The organism is Achromobacter sp. B7 (assembly GCF_003600685.1).
GTDB classification, from domain to species: domain Bacteria; phylum Pseudomonadota; class Gammaproteobacteria; order Burkholderiales; family Burkholderiaceae_B; genus Achromobacter; species Achromobacter spanius_B.
In genome coordinates this window covers 1,768,401-1,795,234 of the sequence record NZ_CP032084.1, presented here as the reverse complement: position 1 = coordinate 1,795,234, position 26,834 = coordinate 1,768,401, and the positions used below count along the sequence as shown (strand labels likewise).

General features: G+C 66.1%; 24 protein-coding genes. 7 read left to right on the top strand and 17 right to left on the bottom strand.

Going from position 1 to position 26,834, the window contains the following annotated elements; translation table 11 throughout:
* Positions 1–188 precede the first annotated feature (188 nt).
* From argA to DVB37_RS08110, 3 genes are all read left to right on the top strand, one after another.
* Positions 189–1,547: an amino-acid N-acetyltransferase gene (argA, locus tag DVB37_RS08120; RefSeq protein WP_046805463.1), complete on the top strand. Its 1,359-nt coding sequence runs from the start codon at positions 189–191 to the stop codon at positions 1,545–1,547.
* Positions 1,548–1,660: 113 nt separating this feature from the next.
* On the top strand, positions 1,661–1,933 hold the full coding sequence (locus DVB37_RS08115) for an oxidative damage protection protein (protein WP_006218476.1): 273 nt from the start codon (positions 1,661–1,663) through the stop codon (positions 1,931–1,933).
* A gap of 136 nt (positions 1,934–2,069) precedes the next feature.
* Complete coding sequence (locus tag DVB37_RS08110) at positions 2,070–4,019, top strand: phosphocholine-specific phospholipase C (protein ID WP_120154571.1); 1,950 nt, start codon at positions 2,070–2,072, stop codon at positions 4,017–4,019.
* Positions 4,020–4,112: 93 nt separating this feature from the next.
* Here the strand turns inward: DVB37_RS08110 and phoU are convergent, their stop codons facing one another.
* The 5 genes from phoU to rmuC all read right to left on the bottom strand — a co-directional run bounded on the left by phoU (position 4,113) and on the right by rmuC (position 10,487).
* The gene (phoU, locus tag DVB37_RS08105; protein WP_046805464.1) at positions 4,113–4,835 is read right to left on the bottom strand and encodes a phosphate signaling complex protein PhoU; all 723 of its coding nucleotides are present in this window, start codon (positions 4,833–4,835) and stop codon (positions 4,113–4,115) included.
* Positions 4,836–4,967: 132 nt separating this feature from the next.
* The gene (gene rpiA, locus DVB37_RS08100) at positions 4,968–5,648 is read right to left on the bottom strand and encodes a ribose-5-phosphate isomerase RpiA (RefSeq protein ID WP_046805465.1); all 681 of its coding nucleotides are present in this window, start codon (positions 5,646–5,648) and stop codon (positions 4,968–4,970) included.
* A 39-nt stretch (positions 5,649–5,687) separates the two neighbouring features.
* A complete protein-coding gene (locus DVB37_RS08095) occupies positions 5,688–7,394 on the bottom strand; it encodes an isovaleryl-CoA dehydrogenase (protein WP_120154568.1) in 1,707 nt (568 codons plus the stop codon).
* Between the two features lie 20 nt (positions 7,395–7,414).
* Positions 7,415–8,944 (bottom strand): amidase, encoded by a 1,530-nt coding sequence (locus DVB37_RS08090; RefSeq protein ID WP_120154566.1) that lies wholly within the window; start codon positions 8,942–8,944, stop codon positions 7,415–7,417.
* Positions 8,945–9,056: 112 nt separating this feature from the next.
* On the bottom strand, positions 9,057–10,487 hold the full coding sequence (gene rmuC, locus DVB37_RS08085; RefSeq protein WP_240434052.1) for a DNA recombination protein RmuC: 1,431 nt from the start codon (positions 10,485–10,487) through the stop codon (positions 9,057–9,059).
* 134 nt (positions 10,488–10,621) lie between these two features.
* On the opposite strand from rmuC, the gene DVB37_RS08080 reads away from it, so the two are divergent.
* Positions 10,622–11,350: a PhoP regulatory network YrbL family protein gene (locus DVB37_RS08080; RefSeq protein ID WP_223264789.1), complete on the top strand. Its 729-nt coding sequence runs from the start codon at positions 10,622–10,624 to the stop codon at positions 11,348–11,350.
* Here the strand turns inward: DVB37_RS08080 and DVB37_RS08075 are convergent.
* From DVB37_RS08075 to DVB37_RS08035, 9 genes are all read right to left on the bottom strand, one after another.
* Positions 11,347–12,111: a DNA-3-methyladenine glycosylase gene (locus DVB37_RS08075; protein ID WP_120154562.1), complete on the bottom strand. Its 765-nt coding sequence runs from the start codon at positions 12,109–12,111 to the stop codon at positions 11,347–11,349. The genes DVB37_RS08080 and DVB37_RS08075 overlap by 4 nt on opposite strands.
* Positions 12,112–12,127: 16 nt before the next feature.
* Positions 12,128–12,484 carry a Spx/MgsR family RNA polymerase-binding regulatory protein gene (locus DVB37_RS08070; protein WP_046805471.1) on the bottom strand — a complete coding sequence of 119 codons (357 nt, stop codon included), beginning with the start codon at positions 12,482–12,484 and terminating at the stop codon, positions 12,128–12,130.
* Positions 12,481–13,290, bottom strand: coding sequence for an ABC transporter permease subunit (locus DVB37_RS08065; RefSeq protein ID WP_046805472.1), 810 nt, complete (start codon positions 13,288–13,290; stop codon positions 12,481–12,483). The genes DVB37_RS08070 and DVB37_RS08065 overlap by 4 nt, the downstream gene beginning before the upstream one ends.
* Complete coding sequence (locus DVB37_RS08060) at positions 13,287–14,207, bottom strand: ABC transporter permease subunit (RefSeq protein ID WP_046805473.1); 921 nt, start codon at positions 14,205–14,207, stop codon at positions 13,287–13,289. The genes DVB37_RS08065 and DVB37_RS08060 overlap by 4 nt, the downstream gene beginning before the upstream one ends.
* Positions 14,204–15,331 (bottom strand): ABC transporter ATP-binding protein, encoded by a 1,128-nt coding sequence (locus tag DVB37_RS08055; protein ID WP_046805474.1) that lies wholly within the window; start codon positions 15,329–15,331, stop codon positions 14,204–14,206. The genes DVB37_RS08060 and DVB37_RS08055 overlap by 4 nt, the downstream gene beginning before the upstream one ends.
* Positions 15,332–15,334: 3 nt before the next feature.
* On the bottom strand, positions 15,335–16,438 hold the full coding sequence (locus DVB37_RS08050) for a polyamine ABC transporter substrate-binding protein (RefSeq protein ID WP_120154560.1): 1,104 nt from the start codon (positions 16,436–16,438) through the stop codon (positions 15,335–15,337).
* Positions 16,439–16,577: 139 nt separating this feature from the next.
* Positions 16,578–17,309 carry a 3-deoxy-D-manno-octulosonic acid kinase gene (locus tag DVB37_RS08045; protein ID WP_120154558.1) on the bottom strand — a complete coding sequence of 244 codons (732 nt, stop codon included), beginning with the start codon at positions 17,307–17,309 and terminating at the stop codon, positions 16,578–16,580.
* Entirely contained in the window at positions 17,299–17,721 is a 423-nt protein-coding gene (locus tag DVB37_RS08040; RefSeq protein ID WP_082134514.1) for a group II truncated hemoglobin, read from the bottom strand. Before DVB37_RS08040 ends, DVB37_RS08045 begins: the two co-directional genes overlap by 11 nt.
* Complete coding sequence (locus DVB37_RS08035; protein ID WP_104143285.1) at positions 17,721–20,252, bottom strand: ABC transporter permease; 2,532 nt, start codon at positions 20,250–20,252, stop codon at positions 17,721–17,723. The genes DVB37_RS08040 and DVB37_RS08035 overlap by 1 nt, the downstream gene beginning before the upstream one ends.
* Before the next feature lie 101 nt (positions 20,253–20,353).
* Between DVB37_RS08035 and DVB37_RS08030 the strand changes: the two genes are divergently transcribed.
* The 3 genes from DVB37_RS08030 (at position 20,354) to DVB37_RS08020 (ending at position 23,245) form a co-directional block, all read left to right on the top strand.
* Entirely contained in the window at positions 20,354–21,328 is a 975-nt protein-coding gene (locus DVB37_RS08030) for a TRAP transporter substrate-binding protein (protein ID WP_046805478.1), read from the top strand.
* Between the two features lie 103 nt (positions 21,329–21,431).
* Complete coding sequence (locus tag DVB37_RS08025) at positions 21,432–21,932, top strand: TRAP transporter small permease (protein WP_046805550.1); 501 nt, start codon at positions 21,432–21,434, stop codon at positions 21,930–21,932.
* A gap of 35 nt (positions 21,933–21,967) precedes the next feature.
* Positions 21,968–23,245: a TRAP transporter large permease gene (locus tag DVB37_RS08020; RefSeq protein ID WP_046805479.1), complete on the top strand. Its 1,278-nt coding sequence runs from the start codon at positions 21,968–21,970 to the stop codon at positions 23,243–23,245.
* 61 nt (positions 23,246–23,306) lie between these two features.
* Here the strand turns inward: DVB37_RS08020 and DVB37_RS08015 are convergent, their stop codons facing one another.
* The 3 genes from DVB37_RS08015 to DVB37_RS08005 are packed head-to-tail and all read right to left on the bottom strand — an operon-like array spanning position 23,307 to position 26,822.
* Positions 23,307–24,320 (bottom strand): ABC transporter ATP-binding protein, encoded by a 1,014-nt coding sequence (locus DVB37_RS08015; protein WP_120154556.1) that lies wholly within the window; start codon positions 24,318–24,320, stop codon positions 23,307–23,309.
* Positions 24,310–25,329 carry an ABC transporter ATP-binding protein gene (locus DVB37_RS08010; RefSeq protein ID WP_120154554.1) on the bottom strand — a complete coding sequence of 340 codons (1,020 nt, stop codon included), beginning with the start codon at positions 25,327–25,329 and terminating at the stop codon, positions 24,310–24,312. Before DVB37_RS08010 ends, DVB37_RS08015 begins: the two co-directional genes overlap by 11 nt.
* Entirely contained in the window at positions 25,326–26,822 is a 1,497-nt protein-coding gene (locus DVB37_RS08005; RefSeq protein ID WP_240434051.1) for an amidohydrolase family protein, read from the bottom strand. The genes DVB37_RS08010 and DVB37_RS08005 overlap by 4 nt, the downstream gene beginning before the upstream one ends.
* Positions 26,823–26,834 lie beyond the last annotated feature (12 nt).

Genomic DNA, 26,834 nt, shown 5'->3' with positions numbered 1-26,834 from the left:
AAATTTCTCTGGCGCCCCTGCCGGCGCCCCCTTGGGAACGCATCGAAATCCGGCACTAAATTAGCCTTGATTTTCCGCCTGCGCCCCATCCCGTGGGCCATATAATTTCGCCACGCCGTCATGCGACGGCGCTATGACGCGGCAAGGCGCCGCGTTTTTACCGACTCTCAGGAATCCCTCCGCCCATCATGCCCGACCTGGAACCAGACACCGTCTCCGCCCTTGAAGCCCCGGAATTCGCACCCGCCCAATTCGTCCGATGGTTTCGAGACGTGGCGCCCTATGTGCATGCATTCCGAGGCAAGACGTTCGTGGTGGCGTTTGGCGGCGAACTGGTTCAGGCCGGCGCGCTCAATGCGCTGGTGCAGGACTTGTCGCTGCTGTCGTCCCTGGGCATCCGGCTGGTGCTGGTGCACGGGTCCCGGCCCCAGGTCAATGAACAGCTGCGCCTGAAGGGCTACACACAGCAGTTCGACCGTGGCCTGGCCCCCACCGACGCGGCCGCGCTGGAATGCGCCAAGGAAGCCGCGGGCGAAATCCGCCTGGACATCGAAGCCGCGTTCAGCCAGGGGCTGCCCAACACGCCGATGTCGCATGCGCACATCCGCGTCATTTCCGGCAACTTCGTCACCGCCCGCCCCACTGGCGTGCTCGAAGGGGTGGACTACAAGCACACCGGCCAGGTCCGCAAGATCGACGTCGAGGCATTGAAGTTCGCCATCGAAAAAGGCTCGTCCGTGGTGCTGCTGTCGCCCCTGGGCTTCTCGCCGACGGGCGACGCGTTCAACCTGGCCATGGAAGACCTGGCCACCAGCGTCGCCGTGGCCCTGCGCGCTGAAAAACTGATCTTCCTGTCGACCTCGCAAGGCGTGCTGAACGATGACGGCACGCTGGACACCGAACTGGCGCGCGTGGATGCCGACGCGTTGCTGGCCGGCGGCGAACTTGACGAGGAAACGCACGCTTTCCTGCAATACGCGTCGCTGGCGGTCAAGCGCGGCGTGGCGCGCGCCCACTTGCTGCCCTTTGCGCTGGACGGCAGCGTGCTGCTTGAAATCTTCACCCACGACGGCGTGGGCACCATGGTGGTCGAAGACACGCTGGACGATTTGCGCGCCGCCACGATCGACGACGTGGGCGCCATCCTCAGCCTGATCGAACCGCTGGAAGCGGACGGCACGCTGGTGCCGCGCCCGCGCAGCGTGATCGAGCGCGACGTAGAAAACTTCACCGTGCTGGAGCACGACGGCGTCATCTACGGCTGCGCGGCGCTGCACACCTTTGCCGACGAACAGATGGCCGAGATGGCCTGCCTGATCGTGCACCCGGAATGGCAAGGCTCGGGCGAAGGCGAAATCCTGCTGCGCCATATGGAGTCCCGCGCACGCGCTTCCGGCGCCAAGCGCTTGTTCGTGCTGACCACGCGCACGTCGCACTGGTTCATGAAGCGCGGCTTCGTGCAAGGCGGCATTGCCGACCTGCCGCGTGAAAAGCAGAACAACTACAACCGGTCGCGCAACAGCCTCGTCTTCATCAAGAAGCTGTAACGCTGCCGGCGGGCCGTTCCCACCGTACCGTCCCCAGCGTTCGAAGGGGCTTGGCGCCCTAGCCGCGCCAAGCCCGCTAAAATACGGCGTTATTCCTTATTCGGCAGCGAACCATGTCCCGTATCGTCAACTGTGTGAAATTGAAGCGTGAAGCCGAAGGGCTGGATTTCCCCCCCTACCCCGGTGAACTCGGCACGAAGATCTGGCAGAGCATTTCCAAGGAAGCCTGGGAAGAATGGAAAGCCATCCAGACGCGCCTGGTCAATGAAAACCGCCTGAACCTGGCTGACGCCCGCGCCCGCAAGTACCTGAAAGAACAGATGGAGCGCTTCCTGTTCGAAGACGGCACCGTCGAAGCCCACGGCTACGTTCCGCCGTCGGCCTGATCCGGCACTCCGCGGCCCATCACGAAGCCCCTCGTTCGCGAGGGGCTTTGCATTTTGGCTCGCTGTCGCGTGATCACGGACACGCAAGCTGAAGCTGCCCTTAAGATCGAAGTTTGCCGGCCGTATTAATGCTGTCATGAAAGAAGAATCGCGCTTGCCTCTCCCCGCCGATCCGCCGTCGTCCATTCAGCGCGCCATGCAGATCGAACCCGATCGCCAGACGGGTACGCTGCGCGATGTCCGGCACGTTGTCATCCTGATGCAGGAAAATCGGTCGTTCGATCATTATTTCGGCACACTGCCTGGCGTGCGAGGCTTTGCCGATCCGCATCCCGTGCCCACCATCGCCGGCAACGTGCTGACGCAGACTGACGGCGCGGCCACCTGCCGGCCTTATTCGCTGCGCGCCGAACATGCCAGCGACACGCCCGTCGGCTATATCACGCCGCACACCTGGCTGGATGCGCAAGACGCCTGGAACGACGGCCGCATGGACCACTGGCTGCCGGCCAAGGGCCGCCTGGGGCTGGGCGCCTACAGCAGCCAGGACGTCCCGTTCCAGACCGCCCTGGCCAACGCATTCACCGTGTGCGACGCCTACCACTGTTCATTGCACGCGGGCACCAATCCCAACCGCCTGTTCCTGTGGACGGGCACGAATGACCCCACCGGCACCGCCGGCGGCCCGGCGCTGGTGAACACCTACGACCGGCTGGGGCCAGCCACAGAAGGCTATGGCTGGACCACCTACCCCGAACGCCTGCAAGACGCCGGCGTGGACTGGCGCATCTACCAGGACATGGCCGACAACTTTCACGACAATCCGCTGGCAGGCTTCCGGCAGTATCGCCAAGCCTACGCCAGCAGCGCGGAGTCGGCGCCGCTGCGCGACCGTGCCCTGTCCACCCACACGCTGGATGACCTGGCGCACGACGTGGCCACCGGCCAGTTGCCGGCCGTGTCGTGGATCATCGCGCCCACGGCCGATTCGGAACATCCCGAAGTGTCGTCGCCCAGGCAGGGCGGCGCCTACACCGAGCGCGTGCTGGACATCCTGACCGGCAATCCCGACACCTGGAGCCGCTGCGTTTTCCTCGTTACCTATGACGAAAACGATTGCTTCTTCGACCACGCACCGCCGCCGGCGCCCCCCGCGCGCCACGACGATGGCTATTCGGGCGGCCTGTCCACGGTGGAACTGGACGGCGAATACCACGATGCCCGATGCGGACCCAGCGCCGCGTTGGAAGACCCTGCCGCCCTGCACGGCCGCGCTTTCGGGCTGGGGCCGCGCGTGCCGATGCTGGTGGTTTCGCCCTGGAGCCGAGGCGGCTGGGTCAATTCGCAGGTGTTCGATCACACCTCGGTGATCCGCTTTCTGGAAGCGCGCTTTGGCGTGGCCGAACCCAACATCAGCGCATGGCGGCGGGCCGTGGCGGGCGACCTGACATCCGCTTTCGACTTCAGCGGCGACCGGGGCCCGCATCATCCCGACAGCAACCGCCACGCCTGCGCCCTGCCGTACGCGCTGGAAGCCGTGGGCCGCATGACCGCCGATGCCGAGCACTATCGGCTGACCCTGCGCAACCCCGGCAGCGCAGCGGCCGTTTTGCACGTCTACGATCGCCTTGACCTGGCGCGCGCGCCCCGCCGCTACACCATCGGCCCCGGCGCCCGGCTGGACGATGGTTGGCGTCTGGGCACGGGCGGCGCCTACGATCTATGGCTGCTGGGTCCGGACGGCTTCCATCGCCAATTCAAGGGCGATGCGCAAGATGCCGGCATGCTGGAAGCGCAGCTGGTGCCGGTGACTTCCGGCCTGCGCATCCGGCTGGTCAACCACAGCGATACGCCTCAGCCGGTCAAGCTGGAATCGAACATGGGCGACGGTTGGCGCACGATGGCGCACGTGCAGGCGGGCGGCGCATTGGAGCTGAAGTACGTGGGCTGCGAAGGCTGGTACGACGTGCAGGTCAGTGCGCCCGCCCTGCCGGCTTTCGGGCGCAGGCTTGCGGGACGCATCGACGCCGGCAAGCCCGGCGTGCCCGACCCCCGGCTGTGCCAGGGCGCCGTGCTGCCGCTCTAGCGCGGTGCGCCGCAGTGCGATGCGGGCCATAAAAAAACCCGGCGCGATGTGCCGGGTTTTGTCTATTCGCCTGCGTGGCCGCAAGCCGTTGGTTTACGCGTCCTCTTCCGACTCTTCTTCACCGCGCGCCAGGCGCTCGGTGTTCTTGACGCCCGTGTGACGCACGTCCGCGCCCTTGACCATGTAGATCACGCGTTCGGACATGTTCTTGGCATGGTCGCCAATGCGTTCCAGCGCACGCGCAATGAAGATCATGTCGATAGCGCGCGAAATGGTGCGCGGGTCTTCGATCATGTAGGTGATGAGGTGGCGCAGTGCGCCCTTCCATTCCTTGTCCACTTCCTTGTCGCTGCGCACGACGGCGGCGGCCTGGATCGGGTCAAGGCGCGCAAACGCGTCCAGCGCCTGATGCAGCATGGTGCGCACCGCGGCGGCCATGTGGCGCAGCTCAATCACCGGGATGTGGCGCAGTTCGGCTTCGTGGATGCGACGCGCCACGGTGGCAACTTTCTCGGCCTCGTCGCCCGAGCGTTCCATGTCGGTCAGCATCTTGGACACGGCCATCAGCATGCGCAGGTCGATCGCGGTGGGCTGGTGGCGGGCCAGGATGCGGCTGATGCTCTCGTCGATCTCGACTTCGTGGCGGTTGACTTCTTTTTCCCGCTCGCGGACTTTTTCCACCAGCGACAGGTCGCCGGTGGCCAGCGCGTCGATCGCTTCCTGGATCATGGCTTCCACCAAGCCGCCCATTTGCAAGAACTGCGAACGGACGCTTTCCAGATCGGCGTCGAACTGCTTGTTTGTATGCTCCGTCATCCGGGCTCCCTGCGTGGTTGATCTCATTGCATTGCCCCGAAATAAGAGAGTTACGAGATGGGCCTGCACAACCGGCAAGGTTATGACCCAAGTGTGACAGGATTATGAATCAAGGCGGGCAGCCCGCCGACGTTACGCCGCGCGGTCCAGGCGGCGGATGCCCGACTGCGTGGCCAGCAGCGCCACGTCGGCGCCGGCCAGGGCGAATAAACCGCAGGTGACCACGCCGGGCAGGTTGTTGACCCGCGCCTCGAACGCGCGCGCATCCGAGATAGCCAGGCCCGACACATCCAGGATGATGTTGCCGTTGTCGGTGACGAATCCCTCGCGCAGGCGCGGCTGCCCGCCCAGGGCCGTCAGGGCGCGGGCCACGGATTCGCGCGCCATCGGAATCACTTCCAGCGGCAGCGGAAACTTGCCCAGCGTCTGGACCAGCTTGGATTCGTCGGCGATGCAGATGAAACGTTCAGCCACCGAGGCCACGATTTTCTCGCGCGTCAGCGCGCCGCCGCCGCCCTTGATCATGGACAGGTCCGCGTCGATTTCGTCGGCGCCGTCCACGTAGATGGGCATGGTCGACACATCGTTCAGGTCCAGCACCTTCAGGCCGTGACCCGCGAGGCGGGCCGCGCTGCGCTCCGAGCTGGCGACGGTGCCGCCGATGCGGCCCTTGAAACGCGCCAGGCCGTCGATGAACAGATCGGCCGTAGAGCCCGTGCCCACGCCGATGATGACGTCCGGGCCAGCGACCTGTTCTACGAATTGCAGGGCGGCGTCGGCGGCTTGTTGCTTGAGTTCTTGCTGGGAGAGCATGGCGGGAAGAATGCGGGAAGGTTGTTCAAGCCGGGAAATTTAGCATGCGGCGGCGGGTGGCCAGGCACGCGCCAGGATCGCGGCTGTATCGGTGTCCGGCCCCAGTTCGCCGAACACCCCGCCGCCCGCTTGCAGTCGGCTGGCCACAAAGGCCTCTGCAACGGCCGCGGGCGCATGCTGGATCAGCAAGGCGGCCTGCCACAACCGCGCCAGGCCGCAGGCGATACGGCGTGCCTGGAATTCGGCCTGTGCGGGGTCGGCCAGCAGCGCGCGCCACGCCGACAGAGCGCGCGCAAAGGCCGCATGGCCGGCGGCCGGCGCGAATTCGTGATCCAACGCGGGCAACGCGTCGGGCTCGCGTTGCAAGGCGCGCAGCACATCCAGCGCCATGACATTGCCCGAGCCTTCCCAGATGGAATTGACGGGCGCCTCGCGGTACAGGCGCGGCATCGGCCCTTCTTCCACATAGCCGTTGCCGCCCCACACTTCCATGCATTCCGCGATGGCGTTGATGGCGCGTTTGCATACCCACAGCTTGGCGGCGGGCGTACCCACACGGACCAGCGCTCGGGCCTGCGCGTCAGCGCGTTCGTCCACGGCGCGGGCCAGCCGCAGCGCCAGCACCATCGCCGCCTCGCTTTCCAGCGCCAGGTCGGCCAGCACGTTGCGCATCAGCGGCTGCGCAATCAGCGGTTTGCCGAAGGCATGCCGATACTGCGCATGATGCAGCGACTGCACTACCGCCTGACGCAGCAACGCCGCGCTGCCCAGCACGCAATCCAGCCGCGTGGTGGCCGCCATTTCAAGCAGCACCGCCAGGCCGCGCCCCGGCTCGCCCACCATCACGCCCCAGGCATTTTCAAATTCGACTTCGGCGCTGGCGTTGCTGCGATTACCCAGCTTGTCTTTCAAGCGGCGTACCCGAATGGCGTTGCGCGGCCCGTCCGGTATCCAGCGGGGTACGAAAAAGCAGCTGAGACCTTCGTCCGTCTGCGCCAACACCAGATGGGCGTCCGCTTGCGGCACCGAAAAGAACCACTTATGGCCCACGAGCTGATACGCATTGCCCCGGCCCGGCGTGCCCAGGGGCGCCGCGCGGGTGGTTGCGGCGCGCAGATCGGAACCGCCCTGCTTTTCGGTCAGGCCCATGCCGATCAACGCGCTGCGCTTGGCGGCCAAGGGCGCGTCCGCCGGATCGAAGTCGCGCGAATACAGCGCGGGCAACCATTGCCCGGCGAAGTCCACCGCGCCGGCGGGCTCGCGTTGCAGCAGCGGCACGGCGGCGAACGTCATCGTGGTGGGGCATAGCGTGCCGGCTTCGACCTGCCCTTGCATCAGATAGGCGGCGGCGCGCGCCACCTGTGCGCCAGGCGTCGGTTGCGCCCAGGCGCGGCTGTGCAGGCCGCGCGCCAGGATGCCGCTCATGAGCAGGTTCCAGGCCGGGTGAAATTCCACGTGATCGATGCGGTGCCCGCCACGGTCATAGGCAATCAGCCGGGGCGGGCAGCGGTTGGCTTCGTGCCCGGCCTCCAGAGTTTGCGCGCGCCCCAGCCACGCACCGTGCGCGGCCAGATCACCGTGCCAGGCCTGCGCGCCTTCGCGCCGCACCGCTTCCTGCAAGGCGGGGTCGGTGTCGTACAGCGAATAGTCTTCCAGCACGGGAACCTGGTTCTGCACGGTGTGCGTGGAAAACGTGGCGGACGAGGCAGACGCGGCCGACGTAACCCGCGTGGCAAAGGAAGACATGGCGGCTCCTGAATAAAAGGCTATCTGGCCATGGGCGCCACCTGTGCCCATGGCCGCAAGGCTTCAACCTGCGCCGCCAACTCCAGCAGCAACGCTTCGCTGCCCAAGGGGCCCATAACCTGGATGCCGATGGGCAGGCCGTCGGACGACATGCCGAACGGAATCGAGATGGCGGGCATGCCGGTCAGGTTGGCCAAGGGCGCGAACGGTGAATAGCCGATCACGCCCTTCTTGCCCAGACGGTAGGCCAGGTAGTCGGCGTTGTCCATGGCGTAACGGCCCAGCGGCGCCGGCGGCTGCGCCAACACCGGGCTGAGGAAAAGATCATGCCCCTGGGCGCCATCGCGATGCAGGAAGCGGCCGATGCGGCGAGTGATTTCGTGGCAGGTGTCCACGCACGCCACGTACTGCGCGCCCGAAATGGCCCGGGCGTATTCCCGCGCGCCCAAGGTGGTGGGTTGCAGTTCGTCGGCGGCCAGCCGGCGCCCGCGCGCGGCCACAAAGCCGTCGATGGCGTTGGCGGCGGCGCTGGCAATAAGCGGAAGCATGGGCGAAAGCACCTCTTCCGAGCCCACGGGCGGCAGCGCCGGGACCAGCTCGTGCCCCAGCGACGCAAAAAAGCGCGCGGCTTCATCCACGGTGGCGGCAACCTCGGGGTGGATGGCCCCGCCTTCATAGGTGGTGTTGATGAAGGCGATGCGGCGGCGCGGCGCGTTGTGCGGGTCGGCGGCAACGCGGGCAACGACCGCCCGGTACGAAGGCGTAGCCAGCGCGGGCGCGGCGTAGGGCGCGCCCACGTCAGCCCCTGCGCTGATGTCCAGCGACGCGGCGCAATCACGCACCGAAATCGTCATCATGTGTTCGGTGGCCAGGCCGCCCCACCCTTCGCCCTTCAACGGCCCCAAGGGCATCAGCCCGCGCGACGGCTTCAAGCCCAGCACGCCGCAGCAAGAAGCGGGGATGCGGATGGAGCCACCGCCGTCGCTGCCGTGCGCGATTCGCACCATGCCGCTGGCCAGCGCCGCACCCGCGCCGCCGCTGGAACCGCCCGCGCTATGGCCGGCCTTCCAGGGGTTTTGGGTGGCCGGCCCGTAGACGGGAGATTCAGTGGTGGGGCTCAGGCCCAATTCGGCGCTGGTCGTGCGGCCGAACGGAATCAGCCCGGCGCGGCGGTAACGCTTGACGATTTCGGCGTCCACATCCCATTGCACGTGCCCGTACAGCACCGACCCCATGGCGCTGGGCAAGCCCAGCGCCGCCGTGCCCAGATCCTTGAGCAAAGTCGGCACGCCCAGGAAGGGCCGGGTGTCCAACCGCGCCCGCCGTTGTTCAGGGGACAAGGCGGCAAGCTCGTCGTCCAGCGCCTGGGCCAGCCGCAAGCCGGTCTCGGCCTGGACGCCGCAGGCGGCGTTGATGGAGGGATTGCGCGCCGCCACCCGCTCCACGGCCTGCTGCATTGCAGCAAGCGCGGTAGTGACCCCCTGGGCGATATCGGCGCCCAGCGCCGTCGCGTCGAGGGATGAGGAATCATGGCGGTCAGCGGTGCTCATGCTTGCGATGCTCCAGGGGTTCGACGGCGACATGCCGCACACGCCAGGATATCGACAGTCCGGCTCAGCAACAAGCCGGCGCCGCGAGCGGGGCCGGCGCCATGTCGGCCGGCTACGGCTGGCTGGCTCTGGAAGACGGCCGTTGGGCGGCATCGTCGGTGCCGTCGAAGTCAGCGCCGTCGCCGCCGTCCCCGTTGTCTACCCCATCCGCGCCATCCGCGCCATCCGCCAACAAGCGCAACGCATCCGCTTCAGGCAGCGCTTCAACGTTCCGCAGGTTTTTCAGCATGGCGCGGGTACGCACTTCCGTCTGGCCGATCTTGTTGCTGGCCGTGTCCAGCGTCTTCTTCACGCTGGCCAGCGCGTCGCCAAACTTGCCGAATTCGGTTTTGACGGCGCGCAGCACCTGCCACACCTCGGACGAACGCTGCTCGATCGCCAACGTGCGAAAGCCCATCTGCAAGCTGTTCAGCAGCGCCGCCAGGTTGCTGGGACCGGCGACGTTGATGCGCAGGTCGTGCAGCTTGTCCAGCAAGCCGGGGCGGCGCAGCACCTCGGCGTACAGGCTTTCCGTGGGCAGGAACATGATGGCGAAGTCCGTCGTGTGCGGCGGCGACACGTATTTACCGGCAATCAGCCGCGCTTGCAGTTCCACGGCGCGGCCCAACGCGGCGCCCGCGGCCTTCACGCCTTCCGCGTCGGCCGCGTCCTGCGCATCCATCAGGCGTTCGTATTCTTCCTTGGGAAATTTGGCGTCGATCGGCAACCAGACGGGCTCGCCGCCATCGCCACGACCCGGCAAGCGGATGGCGAATTCGACCACCGCGTCGCTGCCCGGCACCGGCTTGATGTTGCTGGCGTATTGGTCGGGCGTCATGTTGTCTTCGATCAGCCGGGCCAACTGCACTTCACCCCAGGTGCCGCGCGACTTCACGTTGGTCAGCACGCGTTTCAGATCGCCCACGCCGGCGGCCAGGGCCTGCATTTCGCCCAGCCCCTTATGCACGGCTTCCAGGCGGTCGGACACCAGCTTGAAGGATTCGCCCAAGCGCTGCTCCAGCGTGGCGTGCAGTTTTTCGTCCACGGTGCGGCGCATCTCGTCCAGCTTGGCGCTGTTGTCGGTTTGCAGGGATTGCAGGCGCTGGTCGACGGTGGCGCGCACCTCCATCAGGCGGCGTTCGTTGATCTGGATCAGCCCTTGCAACTGCTCGCCAAAGCCGGCCGCGAAACGGGCCAGCGACTCGGCTGATTCGGCGCGCGCGGCCTGCGCGTCGCGCGCCAGGCCGGCGCGCAGTTCGCCCTGCGACTGCCCCAGCTCCACTCGCAACGCGCGGGTCGACTCCGAAAATTCGCTGCGCAGGCCACGCTGGCCTTCCGCGATATCCGCGCGCAGCGCGCGTTCGGTTCTTTCCAGGCCTTCCAGCAGCGCATCCAGCCGCGCATGATCGGCCGACGGCCGCAGCCACGCCAACAAGGCCGCCACACAAGCCAGCACCGCGCCACCCGCGGCGACCCAAAGCAGAATGTCATTCAAAACAGGCATCTCCAAAGGAGCAAATTGTAGGCCGCATCATCGTCGCGTTGTAACCAAACGACAAGCGGTGTCGCATGCCGCCCAACGCCGCCGTCCCAACGGGATTAAACTTCCCGAACCCTGAACACAACGTTCGACCCAATTTGAATTCCGCCAACCCCTTCTCCGCTCAGTCCGGTTCAAGCTTCCAATCCGTATTCGGCCCCCTGGACCTGGATACGCAAAAGCCGCTGGTCACCGGCGGTGATCGCCACATTTTCCAGCACCCGAACTTTCCCGCCTTGCTGGTCAAGGTCATGGACATGCAGGCCCGAGCGGTCTACCTGGAAACGCGGCCGTTCAAGCGTTGGTACAAGCAGTACCAGCGGGAAAGCGCCTACCGCGTCTACCTGAACGAGATTGCCGAATACGTCACCACCACGACGCGCCCCTCGGGCGTCTGGCAGGTGCCGATGGCGCGCATTCTGGGCGTGGCGCAGACCTCGCTGGGCCTGGGGCTGGTCGTCGAGAAAATCACGGACGCCGACGGCAACATGGCCCCCACCGTGGCGGACCTGGCCAGGCAAGGCCGCGTGGACGCCAAGTTCTTCGAACAGCTGGACGAATTCTTCGACGACCTGGCCGACGCGCACGTCGTGCTGCACGACATATCGGCCAGCAATATCGCCTGTGGCCTGAACGCCGATGGCAAACCGGGCATGTATCTGGTGGACGGCTTCGGCGTGTTGCCGCTGGTGCCGGTCTACGCGTGGAGCAAAAGCCTTAACCGCAAGCGCATCGCCCGCAAGTACGGAAGAATGCGCAAGTCGTTGCAGGCGCGCATCGAGGCGGCAAACAAAGCCCGGGCCGCCTCGGGCACCCCAAGCGCCTAGCGCACTTCGGGCATTCCGGGCATTCCGGGCGCTTCGGGCAGCACGACGCCCTGGCGATCCACCCACACATAGTCATGGCCGGCGCGCTGGCCCCGCCGCAAGGGGTTGCGCGTGCAGAACGCGGCGTACGCCGGGTCCACAAAACGGTAATGCAGATGTTCGTCGCGCCCCGGCGGAATGCCCAGGCGCGTGGTGCAGATCAGCGCGTCGGGCGAATCGCCCACGTCTTGCACATACAACGCATCGGGATCAAACCGGCGCGCATCCCATTGCGGCACCTTCAGCCCCAACGACCGGCACAACAGCGTCTGCCCGGCGCACAGCCGCGATGGCGGGCGAGGCTGGCCTTGCGCATCGGGGTTCAACGCCTGCATCCGGGCCAGCGCGTCCGGGCCGGATAGGGCGTCCGTCCAGGGATACCCGGACTTGATCAACACGGCGTTGCCCGGCCCCCCGGCGCTGAAATTGAGCGAATCGCCCCCCCGCGCGTAATACATATAGATGACGCCGCCGTCCATGAAGAGCGCGCGGCGTTTGTGGGTGTAGCCCAGGGACGCGTGGCTGCCCTTTTCTTCAAGGTAATAAGCCTCGGTTTCAGTGATGCGCACCGACAGCCACAGCCCGTCAACCCGATGGCGGATGACCTTGCCCAACAGCTCGCGCGCCAGCGTGCAGGCATCGCGGTCAAAAAACGCATCGGGCAGCGCCTGGCCGGCGCCGCGCGATACCGAGCTGGGGGAAGCCGACTTTGCAGCCGTCATCGCAAGCCGCCTGGCGTCAGGCGAAGCGCTCGCCGTAGCGCTTTTCGCTGAAGCCCACGGTGACTTCGCCGTCGGGTGTCACGGTGACGGGGCGGCGCACCAGCGCCGGGTATTCGGCGATCAGGTCGCTCCACTGCTTGTCGGTATGGGCCGACTTGCGGTCTTCCGGCAAGTTGCGCCACGTCATCGACGAACGGTTGACCAGCTTTTCCCAGCCGCCGACCTGGTCGGACCACGATTTCAGCGTGGCCGCATCCACGGGGTTATCCCGGTAGTCCACAAAGGCGTGGTCAACGCCATGTTCGGACAGCCAGTCGCGCGCCTTGACGCAGGTGCTGCACTTGGTCAGGCCATACAGGGTGGTTTGCTTCATTTGGATTCAGACTCCTTGCGCCATTGCAGGCGGTTGGCCAGGATCACGCACGTGCCCACGGCCAGGATGAACAAGGTGGCCAGCGCGTTGATCTCGGGCTTGAGCCCCAGCCGCACCCGCGAAAATACTTCCATCGGCAGCGTGCTGGAGCTGGGGCCGGACAGGAACGAGGCCAGCACCACGTCGTCCAGCGACAGCGTGAAAGACAGCAGCCAGGCCGACGCCAACGCCGGTGCAATCAGGGGCAGCGTGATCTTGAAAAACACGGTGATGGGGGTGGCGCCAAGATCCAGCGCGGCCTCTTCCAACGAACGGTCCAGGTCACGAATACGGGTCTGGATGACCACGGCCACGAACGCCATGCACAGCGTCACATGTCCGACCCAGATGGTGAACACGCCGTTTTCCGACGGCCAGCCCAGGCTGCCGCGCAGCTCCACGAACATCAGCAGCAGCGAAATGCCCAGCACGACTTCGGGTATGACAAGCGGCGCGCTCAACATGCCCACGTACAGCGCAAAGCCGCGAAACCGCCCCATGCGGCCCAGCACGTAGCCGGCCCACGTGCCGATGATGACGGCGGCGGTGGCCGTCATCGCGGCGATGCGAAACGACAGCCACGCCGCGCGCAGCAGCGCATCGTCATTGGCCAGCGCGTGATACCAGCGGAAAGAAAAGCCTGCCCACGACGTGACGGTGGGCGACTCGTTGAACGAGAACACCATCAGGCTGATGATGGGCACGTACAGGAAGAAATATCCCAGCCCCAGCACCACGGCGCGCAACGTTTTGTTGGGGCCCTTCATTTGCGGCCTCCGTTGGCCAGTTCCTGCTGCTTGACCTGGTTGTACTGGAAGACGACCAGCGGCACGAGCAAGAGCAACACCATCACGCAGGTCACCGCGGACGCCATCGGCCAATCGGCGTTGTTGAAGAATTCGTTCCACATGACGCGGCCCATCATCAGCGTGTTCGCGCCACCCAGCATTTCAGGAATGACGTATTCGCCCACCGCCGGAATGAACACCAGCATGGCGCCGGCGATGACACCCTGGCGCGACAGCGGCACGGTGATTTGCCAGAACGCCTGCCACGGCTTGGCGCCCAGGTCGTAAGCGGCTTCGAGCAGGCGCAGGTCCATCTTCACCAGCGTGGCGTACAGCGGCAGGATGAAGAACGGCAGATACGCATAGACCATGCCGATATACACCGCCACATCGGTGCGATAGATTTCCAGCGGGCTGGAAATGATGCCCAGGCTTTGCAGCAGGTTGTTCAACAGCCCGTCGTTGCGCAGGATGCCGACCCAGGCGTAAACGCGCAGCAGCAGCGACGTCCAGAACGGCAGGATCACGCCCAGCAACAGCAGGTTGCGCACGCGCGGCGAAGAGCGCGCGATGTAATAGGCGATGGGGTAGCCGATCAGCACGCAGATCAGCGTGGTGATGCCGGCGATCTTGACCGAGCTGAGGTAGGTCTTGAAATACAGGCTGTCGGTGAACAACAGGATGTAGCCGCGCAGGTGCAGGCTGAACTGCACGGCTTCATCCTGGAATTCAGCCAGCGACGTATACGGCGGAATACCGAATTTGACTTCGGCAAAGCTGATCTTCAATACCAGCAGGAAGGGCAGCAGCAGGAACAGCACCAGCCAGGTGAACGGCGGCACCACCGCCAGCGCCCGGCCCGACGGCAACCAGTCGCGGGGCGAAAAACGAATCATGACGCCAACACCGTCGCGCTGTCGGCGCCCCAGCTGACGAAGATTTCTTCGTCGATGCCCGGGGCGTCCATCTGTGCCAGCAGCAGGCTGGGCACGCTGGCCTCAACCGTCTTGCCGGAATCCAGCCGGATCTGATACAGCGCGTAGCTGCCCATCCAGGCCATGTGGCTGACCATGCCGTGGGCCCAGTTGTATTCGCCGTCGGGTTGGTCGCGCGAGACCAGCAGGCGCTCGGGCCGGATGGACACGTGCACTTCCATGCCCAGCGGTTCGCTGACGCCGTGGTTCACGAAGAGCGGCCGCGTCAGCTCGGCGCATTCGATGGCGACGTGGTCGGGTTCGTCCACCACGATGGTGCCGGTGAACATATTGGTCGACCCGATGAAGCTGGCCACGAATCGCGAATTCGGAAAGGCGTAGACATCCTGCGGCGTGCCGCACTGGACGATCTGGCCTTCGGTCATGACGGCCAGGCGATGCGCCATGGTCATGGCTTCTTCCTGGTCGTGCGTGACCATGATGCAGGTCACGCCCACCTGCTCAAGGATCTTTACCAGTTCAATCTGCGTCTTCTGGCGAATCTGCTTGTCCAGCGCGGACATCGGTTCGTCCAGCAACAACAGCTTGGGGCGCTTGACCAGACTGCGCGCCAGCGCCACGCGCTGCTGCTGGCCGCCGGACAGCTGGTGCGGCTTGCGGCGCGAATAGCCGGCCATCTGGACCAGATCCAGCGCTTCGAACACGCGGTCGTGGATTTCGGCGCGGTCCACGCCCTCCTGCTTCAGCCCGAACGCCACGTTGGCCTCGACCGTCATGTGCGGGAACAACGCGTACGACTGGAACATCATGTTCACGGGCCGGCGGTAAGGCGGCACGCTGGTGATGTCCTCGCCGTCCAGCAGGATCTGACCCGAGGTGGCGTCCTCGAAACCGGCCAGCATGCGCAGCAAGGTCGACTTGCCGCTGCCGGAGCTTCCCAGCAGCGCGAAGATCTCGTTGCGCTTGACGGACAGGTTGACGGAACGCACGGCGACCACATCGCCAAAAATCTTGACCACATCGGACACCCGGACGAATTCGTCCGGGTCCACCGTATGCGGCGCCGAGTAACGGCTATCGCTCATGACTTATCTTCCAGACTTCAGCTCGGACCACATCCGGTTTTGCAGGCGTTGAATGTTCAAGGGCAGCGCCTTGATCACATACAAGGTCTTGGAGACCTCGGCCGGCGGATAGATCATGGGGTTCTCGGCCACGTCTTTCACCACGTACTGCCGCGCCTCTTTATTGGCGTTGGGGTAGAACATGGTGTTGGTGATGGCGGCGTGCACCTTCGGCGTTTCGATGTAGTTGATGAACGCCAGGGCCTCTTCGGGATGCGGCGCATCCTTGGGGATGACCATCAGGTCGAACCACGCGGGCGCGCCGCCCTTGGGGATGAAGTAGTTCACTTCATACGACTTCTTGGCTTCTTGCGCGCGCTTGCGGGAAATCATCACGTCGCCCGAAAACCCGTAGACCATGCACAGGTCGCCCACGGCAAGTTCGTCGATATAGCCCGACGAACTGAACTGGCGGATGTACGGGCGGATCTGCTTGAGCACGTCCAGCGCGGCCTTGTAGTCGTCCGCGTTGGTGCTGTTGGGGTCTTTGCCCAGGTACTTGAGCACGGCGGGAAACACCTGCGCGGCTTCGTCCAGCATCGAGATGCCGCACTCTTTCAGCTTGGCGGCGTTCTCGGGCTTGAAGATCATGTCCCAGTTGGCCAGGTCGACGTTGGCGCCCATGATCTGCTTGACCTTGGTGACGTTGTAGCCCAGGCCATTGGTGCCGTAGCCCCACGGAATGGCGTACTGGTTGCCGGGATCGACGGAGGCGACCAGCGCCATCACTTCGGGGTCCAGGTATTTCCAGTTGGGGATCTTGGACTTGTCCAGCTTCTGGAACAGCCCGGCCTCGATCTGGCGCGAGGCGTAATGGGTGGACGGTACAACGACGTCGTAACCGGACTTGCCGGCAAGCAGCTTGGCTTGCAGCGTGTCGTTGCTGTCGTAGACGTCATAGCGGACCTTGATGCCGGTTTCTTTTTCGAAACCCGGAATCGTGTCCGGCGCCGTGTACTCGGCCCAGTTGTAGACGTTGACGACCTTGTTCTGCGCGACCGCCGACGATGCCGATGCCGCGACCAACACCGCCCCAAGCGCCCAGCGCATTCCCGCCCTTAGTTCCATTACATGCCCCTTGCCGTATGCCGTGTATGTCAGGACTACCAAAAGGCGAAATGATAAAGCTTTTTAGCGATGACCTGCCCAACTTTACCGGCGAGTTCGCGCAATTAGCGGCCGACCGAGGGCGGGGCCAAGCCCCGGGTCAGGGCTGCACGCCCACGCCCCAGGCGGTCCAGTAGCTGTCGCGCAATTTCATCCAGTAGCGGTCGCCCTCTTCGCCGGCCACCTTGACCAGTGATCGGCGCAGGCGATCCAGGTTGCCCTGGCGCTGGCGCTCGGACAGGGCGCCCTGCGTGCCACGGTCGAAGTCGATCAGCCAGACCTGGTTGTCGGCGCCGATCAGGATGTTGAACGCATTGAGGTCCGCGTGCCAGACGCCCGCGCGATGCATGCGCACGATGGCCTGCCCGACGGCGCCCCACAGCGGCTCGGCCAGCGCATGGGCCAGGGGCCGCACGCCGGGGATGCGTTCCACGATGATGGCCGCGCGGTAGATGGGGCCCTGGCGCCAGTAGGCGGCGGCTAGCGGCGCGGGCACGGCCAGGCCCTGCGCGCGCATCGCGGCCAGCAGGCGGAATTCGCGGAAGCTGCGGGTGCGGTCTTCGCCGTTCCAGAGGTAGGCGTCGCGGCTGATGCGGGCGATCATGCCGCCGCGTCGGTAGCGCCGCAACACGCCCTGCCAGCCCTGCCCTTGCACGAACCAGGCCGCCTGGCGGCCGCCCGCGTCCACGGGCCGGGCGCGGTCGCCATAGTGGCCGGGGTTGAAGATGTCGGGGCCGGCGTTGCCCAGGCGCGCGTCGCTCAGCATGGCGCCGGCCAGCGGCGCTGGCCAGGCCTGGCGCACCGCGCCCGAGCGTGCGTCATCAGCCTTCACGATTGCGCATCCAGTCAGCCACGCCGTAGAACGATTCCAGCAGCCGCTCCACCAGCGCGGGGTCGATGCCCTGGTCTTCCATGGCGCGCCCGATGCACGTCACCCACTGGTCGCGTTCGACCTGGCCGATGGAAAACGGCAGGTGGCGCGCGCGCAAACGGGGGTGGCCGAAGCGTTCGATGTAATGGTCGGGGCCACCAAAGTAGCCGCAGAGGAACCAGAACAGCTTGTTGCGGGCCTCGTCCAGGCTGGGGCCGTGCGCGGCGCGCAGTTCTTTCAGGTCGGGCTCCATGTCCATCAGGTCATAGAAGCGGTCGACCAGCGCGCGCACGCCGGGTTCGCCACCCAGAAGGTCAAAGATACTGCGGGAATTTTCCACGGGTTCGCTAATGGTATGGACTCGGGTTGTCATCAGGTTTCTCGAAGGGTGACCAGCGGCGGCGTGCGCAACACGCCGCGCAGGGCCAGGGCGCCGCCGGCCCAGGCGCCCAGCATGCCTGCCCCGATGCCGGCCAGCCACGGCCACAGGCTCAGGGTAATGGTGAAGTCAAACACCTGGGTCGACAGCGCCCAGGCAATGGCGGTGGCGCCAGCGGCCGCCAACAGCCCCGCCAAACCGCCCACGGCCCACAGCTCGATACGCTGCGACCGGGCCAGTTGCGAGCGCGTGGCGCCCAGCGCGCGCAGCACCGCCGCTTCCCGCATGCGCTCGTCGCGCGTGGCCGTCAGCGCGGCCGACAGCACCAGCACGCCCGCGGCCAGCGTGAACAGGAACAGCAGTTGCACGGCCTTGCCCACTTCGTTCAGCACGGATTGCAGCTGTTGCAGGATGGCGCCCACGTCGAACACGGTCAGGTTGGGAAACTGGCGCACCAGGGCGGGCAGCACGGCCGCTTTGTCGGGCGGCAGGTAAAAAGAGGTGATCCAGCTTTGGGGCATGTCGGCCAGCGCCGAGGGGGTCAGGATGGCGAAAAAGTTGACGCGCATCGTATCCCAATCCACCCGCCGGGTGCTGGTGACGGCGGCTTGGACCTGCTGGCCGGCCACGTCAAAGGTCATCTTGTCGCCCAGTTTCAGGCCCAGCGACTTGGCCAGGCCGGATTCCAGCGAGACCTCGGAAGCGCCGGGCTTCAGCCAGCGGCCTTGCTCGATCTTGTTGGAGGACGGCATCTGGTCGCCGTACGACAGGTTGAATTCGCGGTCCACCAGGCGCTTGGCGCGCGGTTCTTCGTAGTCGTCGGGGCCGACCGGCTTGCCGTTGATGGCGATCAGCCGCCCGCGCACCATCGGTGACAGCGTGATGCCGCCCAGCCCTTCGCGGGTCAGCGCGTCGGTGACGGGCTGGCGCTGGTCGGGCTGCACGTTGATCAGGAAACGATTGGGCGCATCCGCCGGCATCGTGCGCTGCCAGCCCTGGATCAGGTCGGTGCGCGTCATGGTCAAGAGCAGCAGCGCCATCAGGCCCACCGCCAGCGCGCACACCTGCGTGATCGTCGCGGCGCGACGGCGCACCACGCCCGCCAGCGCAAAGCGCAGCGCGGGCAGGCCCGAGGCCAATCCGCGCACACGCGCCAGGCCCAGGATGCACAGCCAGGCCACCAGCGCGAACACGGCAAAGGCGCCCAGGAAGCCCCCGGCCACCACGGTGCCCAGCTTTGCATCGCCCGCGAACCACCAGATCAGCAAGGCGAAGCCGACCGCGCCCACCGCGTAGCCGACCGCGCTGCGGGCGCTGAGCGTGTCCGCGTCGCGGCGCAGCACCCGGGCGGGCGGCACATGGCGCAGCTGCGCCAGCGCGGGCAAGGCGAAGCCCAGCAACAGCAACAGGCCGGTCAGCACCCCTTGCAACGCGGGTATCGCGGACGGCGCGGGCAGGCGCGTGTCGATCAATGAGCCCAGCAGCATCACCAGCACCTGATGCACGGCAAAGCCCAGCAGGCAACCCGCCGCCGACGCAAACAGGCCCACCAGCGCAAATTCCAGCGTCAGCATGCGCGAGACCTGCGATTGCACCGCCCCCAGGCAGCGCATGACGGCGATGCCGTCGCGGTGCCGCGTCATGTAGCGGCCGGCCGCCAGCGCGACCGCCACGGCCGAAATCAGCACCGCCAGCAAGGCGACCAGCGACAGGAAGCGCTGCGCGCGGTCCAGCGTGCGGCGCACTTCGGGCCGGCCCGATTCCAGCGTGGCCACTTTCTGGCCGCGCTTGATGTTCTGGTTCAGCCAGGTGGCATAACCGGCCACGGCGTCCGGCTGGCCGGCCACCAGCATGGCGTAGCCGATGCGGCTGCCGGGCGCGATCAGGCCCGTGGCGGGCAGGTCGCTGGCGCGCAGTAGCACGCGCGGGGCCACGTTGACGAACTGCATGCCACGGTCCGGCTCGTACGTGATGACGCGGTCCACGCGCAGATGGGCGTCGCCCACGTTCAGCGTGTCGCCCACTTTCAGGTTCAACAGGGCCAGCAACTGGGCATCGACCCACACCGCGCCCTGGGGCGGGATGTCGCGGGTGGGCGCGTCCGGCGCGAACGGGGCGTTGGCCACGCGCAACGCGCCGCGCAGCGGGTAGCCAGGTTCCACGGCCTTGAGCGCGGCCAGCTGGGCGCCGTCGCCCGCCCCCACCATGGACGGAAACTGCCAGGTGCTGGACAGCGTCAGGCCTCGTTCGCGCGCCTGGTCCAGAAACGCGGCAGGCACGGGCTCGTCGGCGTCCAGCACCAGGTCGGCGCCCAGCATCTGGCCCGCATCGCGTTCCAGCGCCCGCCCGACGCGGTCGGCCAGAAAGCCCACGCTGGTCACGGCGGCCACGGCCACCACCAAGGCCAGCACCAACAAGCGCAGTTCGCCCGCCCGGGCGTCGCGCATCATCATCCTGGCGCCCAGGCGCAGGGTGGACCAGAAACCGGGGCGCTTGGCCTGTGACATATCAGGGAAATCCATCATTCATCAATGTTAAAAACCGCTTATTGGCCGTCCGAATCCCGATATCATCCCGGGGCGGGCGGCAACGCCGCCCATAAAGATACCTAATACCGGAGAAGACAATGCGTAAATCCTGGCTTGCGGCCACGATTCTGGCCGCCTGCGCGGCCGCCACCTCCCTGCCCTCGGCAGCCCAGACCACCCTGAAGATGGCCTACGCCCTGTCGACCTCGTCGCACTACGGCGCGGGCGCCGACGCCATGGCCAAGTCCATCGAGGCCTCGTCGAACGGAAAATACAAAGTACAGCAATTCGCCAACAGCGCGCTGGGCGGCGAACGCGAAGTGATCGAAGGCTTGCAGATCGGCACGATCGACCTGGCCATCGTTTCGACAGGGGCCACCCTGAACTTTGTTCCCGAGACGGGGGTTTTCGATATCCCCTTCCTGCTGCGCGACCTGCAACACGCGCGCGCCGTGCTGGACAGCAAGATCGGCCAGGACATGCTGGCCAAGTTTCCCAGCCGCGGCATCATTGCCCTGGCCTGGGGCGAGCAGGGCTTTCGCCATCTGACCAACAACGTGCGCCCGGTCAAGACCCCGGCCGACGCCAAGGGCCTGAAGATCCGCACCACGGAAAACCCGATCCACATCACGGCTTTCCGCCAGATCGGCATCCTGCCCACGCCCATGGCCTGGCCCGAAGTGGCCACCGCCTTGCAGCAAGGCACCATCGACGGCCAGGAAAACCCGTTGTCGGTCATCACGTCGGCCAAGCTGTCGCAAATGCAGAAGTACCTGTCGCTGACCGGCCACGTGTACGGCCCGGCGCTGGTGCTGATGTCGGCCAACGTCTATGACGGCCTGTCGGCCGCCGACAAGGCCAATTTCGACAAGGCCGGCAAGGAATCCGCCATGGCCATGCGCGCCTACGTGGACAACATCGAGAAAACCGGCGTTGAACAGCTGAAGAAAGAAGGCATGCAAGTGTCCGAAGTGGACCGCGCCGCCTTTGCCGCCGCCGTCGAGCCCGCCTACCCCGAGTACTACAAGAAGTTCGACAAGAAGCTGATCGACGCGATCCGCGACACCAAGTAAGCGGCGCGCGCCCCGTGCGGGCGCGGCGCCATCAGGCGGCGGGATGCTGATCCCGCCGCCTGCCGTTTTCCACCCTGTGCGTATCACGCCATCGGGATTCATCATGCGTTTGCTCTGCGCTTTCGACCGCGGCCTGTTCAAGCTGGTCTCGGTTCTTGCCCAACTTCTGCTGGTAGCCGCCGCGGCTGCCGCCTTCTACCAGGTCATTGCCCGCTTCGTCCTGCATTCGCCCGCCGACTGGAGCGAGGTGCTGACCCGCGCCCTGCTGATCTGGACCGTGCTGTTGGGCGTGGCGCTGGCCTTTCGCCATGGCGCGATGATCAGCGTTGAACTGCTGCGCAACCTGCTGGGCGGCGCCAAGCGCCGCGTGCTGGAAACCGTGATCGGCCTGATCTGCGCAAGCTTCCTGGGCTTTTTGGCCTGGATCGGCGGCAACATGACCTATCGCGTGCGCTTCCAGACGGTGCCCAGCCTGGATATCTCGATTTCCTGGATCTACCTGGCGATCCCCGTGGGCGCCACGCTGGCCGCCATCGCCGTGCTGGCCCGCTGGTGCGCCGGCGAAGAAGACGACGTGCCCGTGCGCAACGACGCACAAGGCTAAGCCGCCCCCATCGAACCTACGCAGCAGATATCGCCATGTCCCAATTAATGATTGTCTCGATGCTGATCTTCTTCGGGCTGTCCGTACCGGTCGCCGTGTCGATCGGCCTGGCCAGCCTGGCGGGCGTCGGCAGCTCCGGCCTGCCCTGGGTGGTGGTTGCCCAGCAGCTGTACGCCGCGCTGGACAAGTACCCGCTGGTCGCCATTCCCTTCTTCATCCTGGCCGGCAACCTGATGGAAGCCGGCGGCATTTCCGAGCGCATGGTGGAATTTGCCAAGAGCGTGGTGGGCGGCATCCAGGGCGGCCTGGCCTGCACCTGCGTGCTGACCTGCATGATCTTCGCGGCGGTGGCCGGCTCCAGCGTGGCGACCACCTTCGCCGTGGGCGCCATCCTGATCCCCGCCATGGTCCGGCACGGCTACCCGGCGCCGTTTGCCGCGTCGCTACAAGCCAGCGCGGCCGAATTAGGCGTGATCATTCCGCCGTCGATCCCGATGATTCTGTACGCCGTGTCCACCGACACATCCACCGGCGAACTGTTCATTGCCGGCGTGATGCCCGGCATCCTGATCGGCCTGGCGCTGATGTTCTACGTGTGGTTCTACGCCAAGCGCAACAACCTGGGCAAGCGCGACGGCGAAGGCCGCCTGCCGCTGTGGCCCGCGTTCAAGAGCGCCTGGCTGGCGCTGATGATGCCCGTCATCATCCTGGGCGGCATCTACGGCGGCGTGTTCACGCCGACCGAAGCGTCGGTGGTGGCCGTGATGTATGCGGTGGTGGTCGGCAAGTTCATTTACCGCCGCCTGAGCTTCAAGCAGCTGTCCGTTACGCTGCACAAATCCGTGGTGTCCACGGCCGTGATCATGTTCGTGATCGCCAACGCGGGCGTGTTCAGCTTCCTGCTCAATCGCGCCGGCATTCCGGATGCGCTCGGCACGTGGCTGTCGCAGATCTTCGAAACCAAGTTCTCGTTCCTGATGGGCGTGAATGCCGCGCTGTTCCTGATCGGGATGTTCATCGAGACGTCGGCGTCCATCGTCGTGCTGGCCCCGTTGCTGCTGCCCGTGGCGCTGAAGTTTGGCGTGGAACCGGTGCACTTCGGCATCATCATGGTGGTCAACCTGGCGCTGGGCATGATCACCCCGCCCTTCGGCGTGAACCTGTTCGCCGCCTGCGCGGTGGCCAAGCTGCCGCTGGAGCGGATAGTCAAACCGCTGATTCCGTTCGTGGGCGTGGTGATCGTCTGCTTGCTGGTGATTACGTATTGGCCGGGCCTGTCGCTGAGTCTGCGCGACCTGGTCTACGCGAAGTAAAAAAAGGCGGGGTTACCGCCATCACCGCCCATCACCGCAGCGTGCGTGATGGGCGGGTCCTTCAGGCCGCCACCGCGCGTTCCCAGCGCACCGCGTGGCAGCGCAATTGCCGGCCACCGGTTTGCCGGCCACCGGTTTGCGTCCCCCCCATTTGCGTGACCTGCGGCGCTTCGCTGCGGCATTCATCGCGCGCCTCCGGGCATCGCGGATGAAACGTACAGCCCGACGGCGGCCGGATCGGGTTGGGCACCTCGCCACCCATGGGTTCACGGTCGCGGCGGGGCTCGTCCAGGTCGGGAATCGTGTCCAGCAGCATCCGCGTGTAGGGATGCCGCGGCGATTCGAACAATTGATCGGCCGGCGCCTGCTCAACGATTCTGCCCAGGTACATCACCGCCACGCTGTCGGACACGTGCCGCACCACCGACAGGTTGTGGCTGATGAACACATACGTCAGGCCGAATTCCTTTTGCAGGTCGCCCATCAGGTTCAGGATTTGCGCCTGCACCGACACGTCCAGCGCCGAGGTCGGCTCATCGCACACCAGGAATTCCGCCTGGGTCGCCAGCGCCCGTGCAATCGAAATGCGCTGGCGCTGCCCGCCCGAGAACTCGTGCGGAAAGCGGCTGGCGTCGCTGGCGGACAGGCCCACCAGCTCCAGCAGTTCGTCCACGCGGCGGCGCGTGTCGGCGGGCGTGCGGCGCAGGCCCAGGGTGATGATGGGTTCAGCCACGATGTTGCCGACGCGCCAGCGCGGATTCAGGCTGGCGTAGGGATCCTGAAAAATCATTTGCGGATACAGCACGCCGCCCGCCCGGTTGCGCCCGTATTGCAGCGTGCCGCGCGTGGGCGCGACCAAGCCGACCAGCAGCTTGGCCAAGGTGGATTTGCCGCAGCCAGATTCCCCAACGATGCTCAGGGTCGTGCCGCGCGGCACCGCCAGCGACACGCCATCCACCGCCTTCAACGTCTGCATGGGCTGGCGCGACAGCGTGCGTTCCAGCCAGGGTGGCGACACGTCGAACCAGCAGGCCAGGTCGTCGGCCCGCAACAGCACATCATCGTTACGCGGCATGGGCCACTCCTTCCTGGTGCAGCCAGCAGGCGCTGACGGTAGCGCCCGAAGGCGAAGCGGCCAGGGGCGGCCGGGTGTGGGCACAGCGCGGCCCGGCAGACGCGCAACGCGGGTGAAACGCACAGCCATCGGGCATGGCGTGCAGGCGCGGCATGGCGCCGTCGATCTGGTTCAAGCGGGCGGCTCGATGGCGCAGGCCCGGAATGGCGTTCATCAAGCCTTGCGTATAGGGGTGCCCGGGCCGACGCAGCACGTCCAGCACCGGCCCGATCTCGACGATGCGGCCGGCATACATCACCGCCACGCGGTCGGCGGTTTCCGCAATCACGCCCATGTCGTGCGTGACCAGCAGCACAGCCGTGCCCTGCTCGCGGCACAGCCGGCGCAGCAGCGCCGTGATCTGCGCCTGCACCGACACGTCAAGCGCGGTGGTGGGTTCATCCGCGATGATGAGCTTGGGGCGCGCGGCCAGGGCCAGCGCGATCACCACGCGCTGGCGCATGCCGCCCGAGAACTGGTGCGGATAGTGGTCGATGCGCTTGTCGGCCGCCGGAATGCCCACCGCCAGCAGCAGCTCCAGCGCGCGGGCGCGGGCGGCCGGGGCGGACACCTTGTCGTGATGGCGGATGGTTTCGATCAGTTGGTCACCCACCGTGAACAGCGGGTGCAGGCTGGTCAGCGGGTCTTGAAAAATCGCGCCGATTTCTTTGCCACGCAAACGCTGCCGCGCCTTGGCCGGCAGGTTGTCGATGCGCTTGCCCGCCAGCAGGATTTCTCCGGCGCCCAGGCGACCGGGCGGCTCCAGCAGGCCGATCACCGCCATGCCGGTCAAGGACTTGCCCGCGCCGGACTCGCCCACCATGCCCAGGATTTCGCCGGGTTGAATGTCAAAGCTGATGTCGCGCGTGGCCACCAGCGTGCCGTGGCGCGTGGGAAATTCCACCGACAGGCCGCGCACCGACAAGGTCGGCACGCCGACCGGCGCGGCATTAAGGTCGATTGCCATCATGACGGGCTCCTGCTCCTTGTGGGACGCGGATAGCTGGAAGAAAAAATCTGCTGCACCGGGGGATGGCCCCAGGTGCGGTCGGGGTAGCGCGCAACCAGGCCGTCGAATTGCCGCTGCGCCTGCTCTTGCGCCAGGCGCGCGTCAAAGCCGGGAATGCGTCCGTCCACCATGACGAAACGCCCGTCGATGATCACTTGCGACACATCGCGGCCGCTGCCGCTGATCATCAGCGTCTGGATCGGGTCGATCATCTGGCCGTTGCGGTCATGCGAAAAATCGAAGACGACGATGTCCGCCTTGGCGCCCACGGCCAGGCGGCCCAGGTCCGGCCGACCCAAGGCATCCGCGCCGCCGACGGTGGCCGCGTCGTAGTAGTCTTCGGCGCGCACGGCTTCGGTGGACCCTTCGACCACGCGGCACAGCATCATGCCCACCTGCATGTTCTGCACCATGTCCGGCGGCCACGTGTCGGTGCCCATGCCGATGTTGATGCCCAGCTTGCGATAACGCGCAAACGAGTCCAGCGTGGCGCCGTGCCGCGCCGACACCAGCGGACAGTGCACGATGCTGGCGCCCGCATCGCGGATGATGTCCAGGTCATTCCCGGGGCGCGGGATGTGGCGCGAACCGGATACATAGGTGCCATGCGGCAGCAAGGCGCGCGGCGACAGGAAGCCCAGGCTTTGCAACCATTCCGGCGGACTCATGCCGTGCTGTTCCAGCACCAGGTCGTATTCCAGGCGCGACTGGCAGCAATGCAGCCGGATGGGAATATCGCGTTCTTGCGCGACTTGCGCCGATGCACGCAGCAGGTCCGGCGTGCAGGTTTCGATACGGTCCGGCGCCAGCATGGCGCGCACCCGGCCGTTGTGACGTCCGTCGATCTCATCGCAGAACGCAACGGCGTCGGCCAGCCCCGCCATGCCGCGCGCCTCGTCGTAATGGCAGCGGATCTTGCCGTCGGCATCCACATAGGTGTGCCCGCTGCGGTAGGCCGGCCCCAGGTACACGCGCAGGCCGAGTTCGCCCGCCGCGTTGGCGGCCGACAGGAATTCGTCGCGCGTTTCGCCCCACACGCGGTAGAACAGCGACGCAATCGGCAAGGCGGTGGTGATGCCGTTGCGGATCAGCTGCGCAAACGCGTAGCGTTTCTGAAAGGCCAGTTCGGCGGGCGTGTACATCTCGTACGGCCCCTTCTGCATGTACGTCTCGGGCCAGATACGACCTTTGCGCCAGGCGGGTGAATTGTCGAAACCCAGGATGGTCGTGTCCAGGTCCGACAAGGCATCCAGGTCCACGAAGCCGGGGCCGATCACCGCGCGGCCGTAGTCATGGCGGCGCGCAACGCTGCCCGGATAGCGATGGCCCACGTAGACGATGCGGTCGCCGTCGAACACGACTTCGCCGTTCTCGTAGAGGCAATGGCGGCCGTTTTCATGGCCGACCACCCAGCGCGCGGTCAAGAGGATGGGGCCTTCCCTGTTGGGCATCATCGCGGACATCAT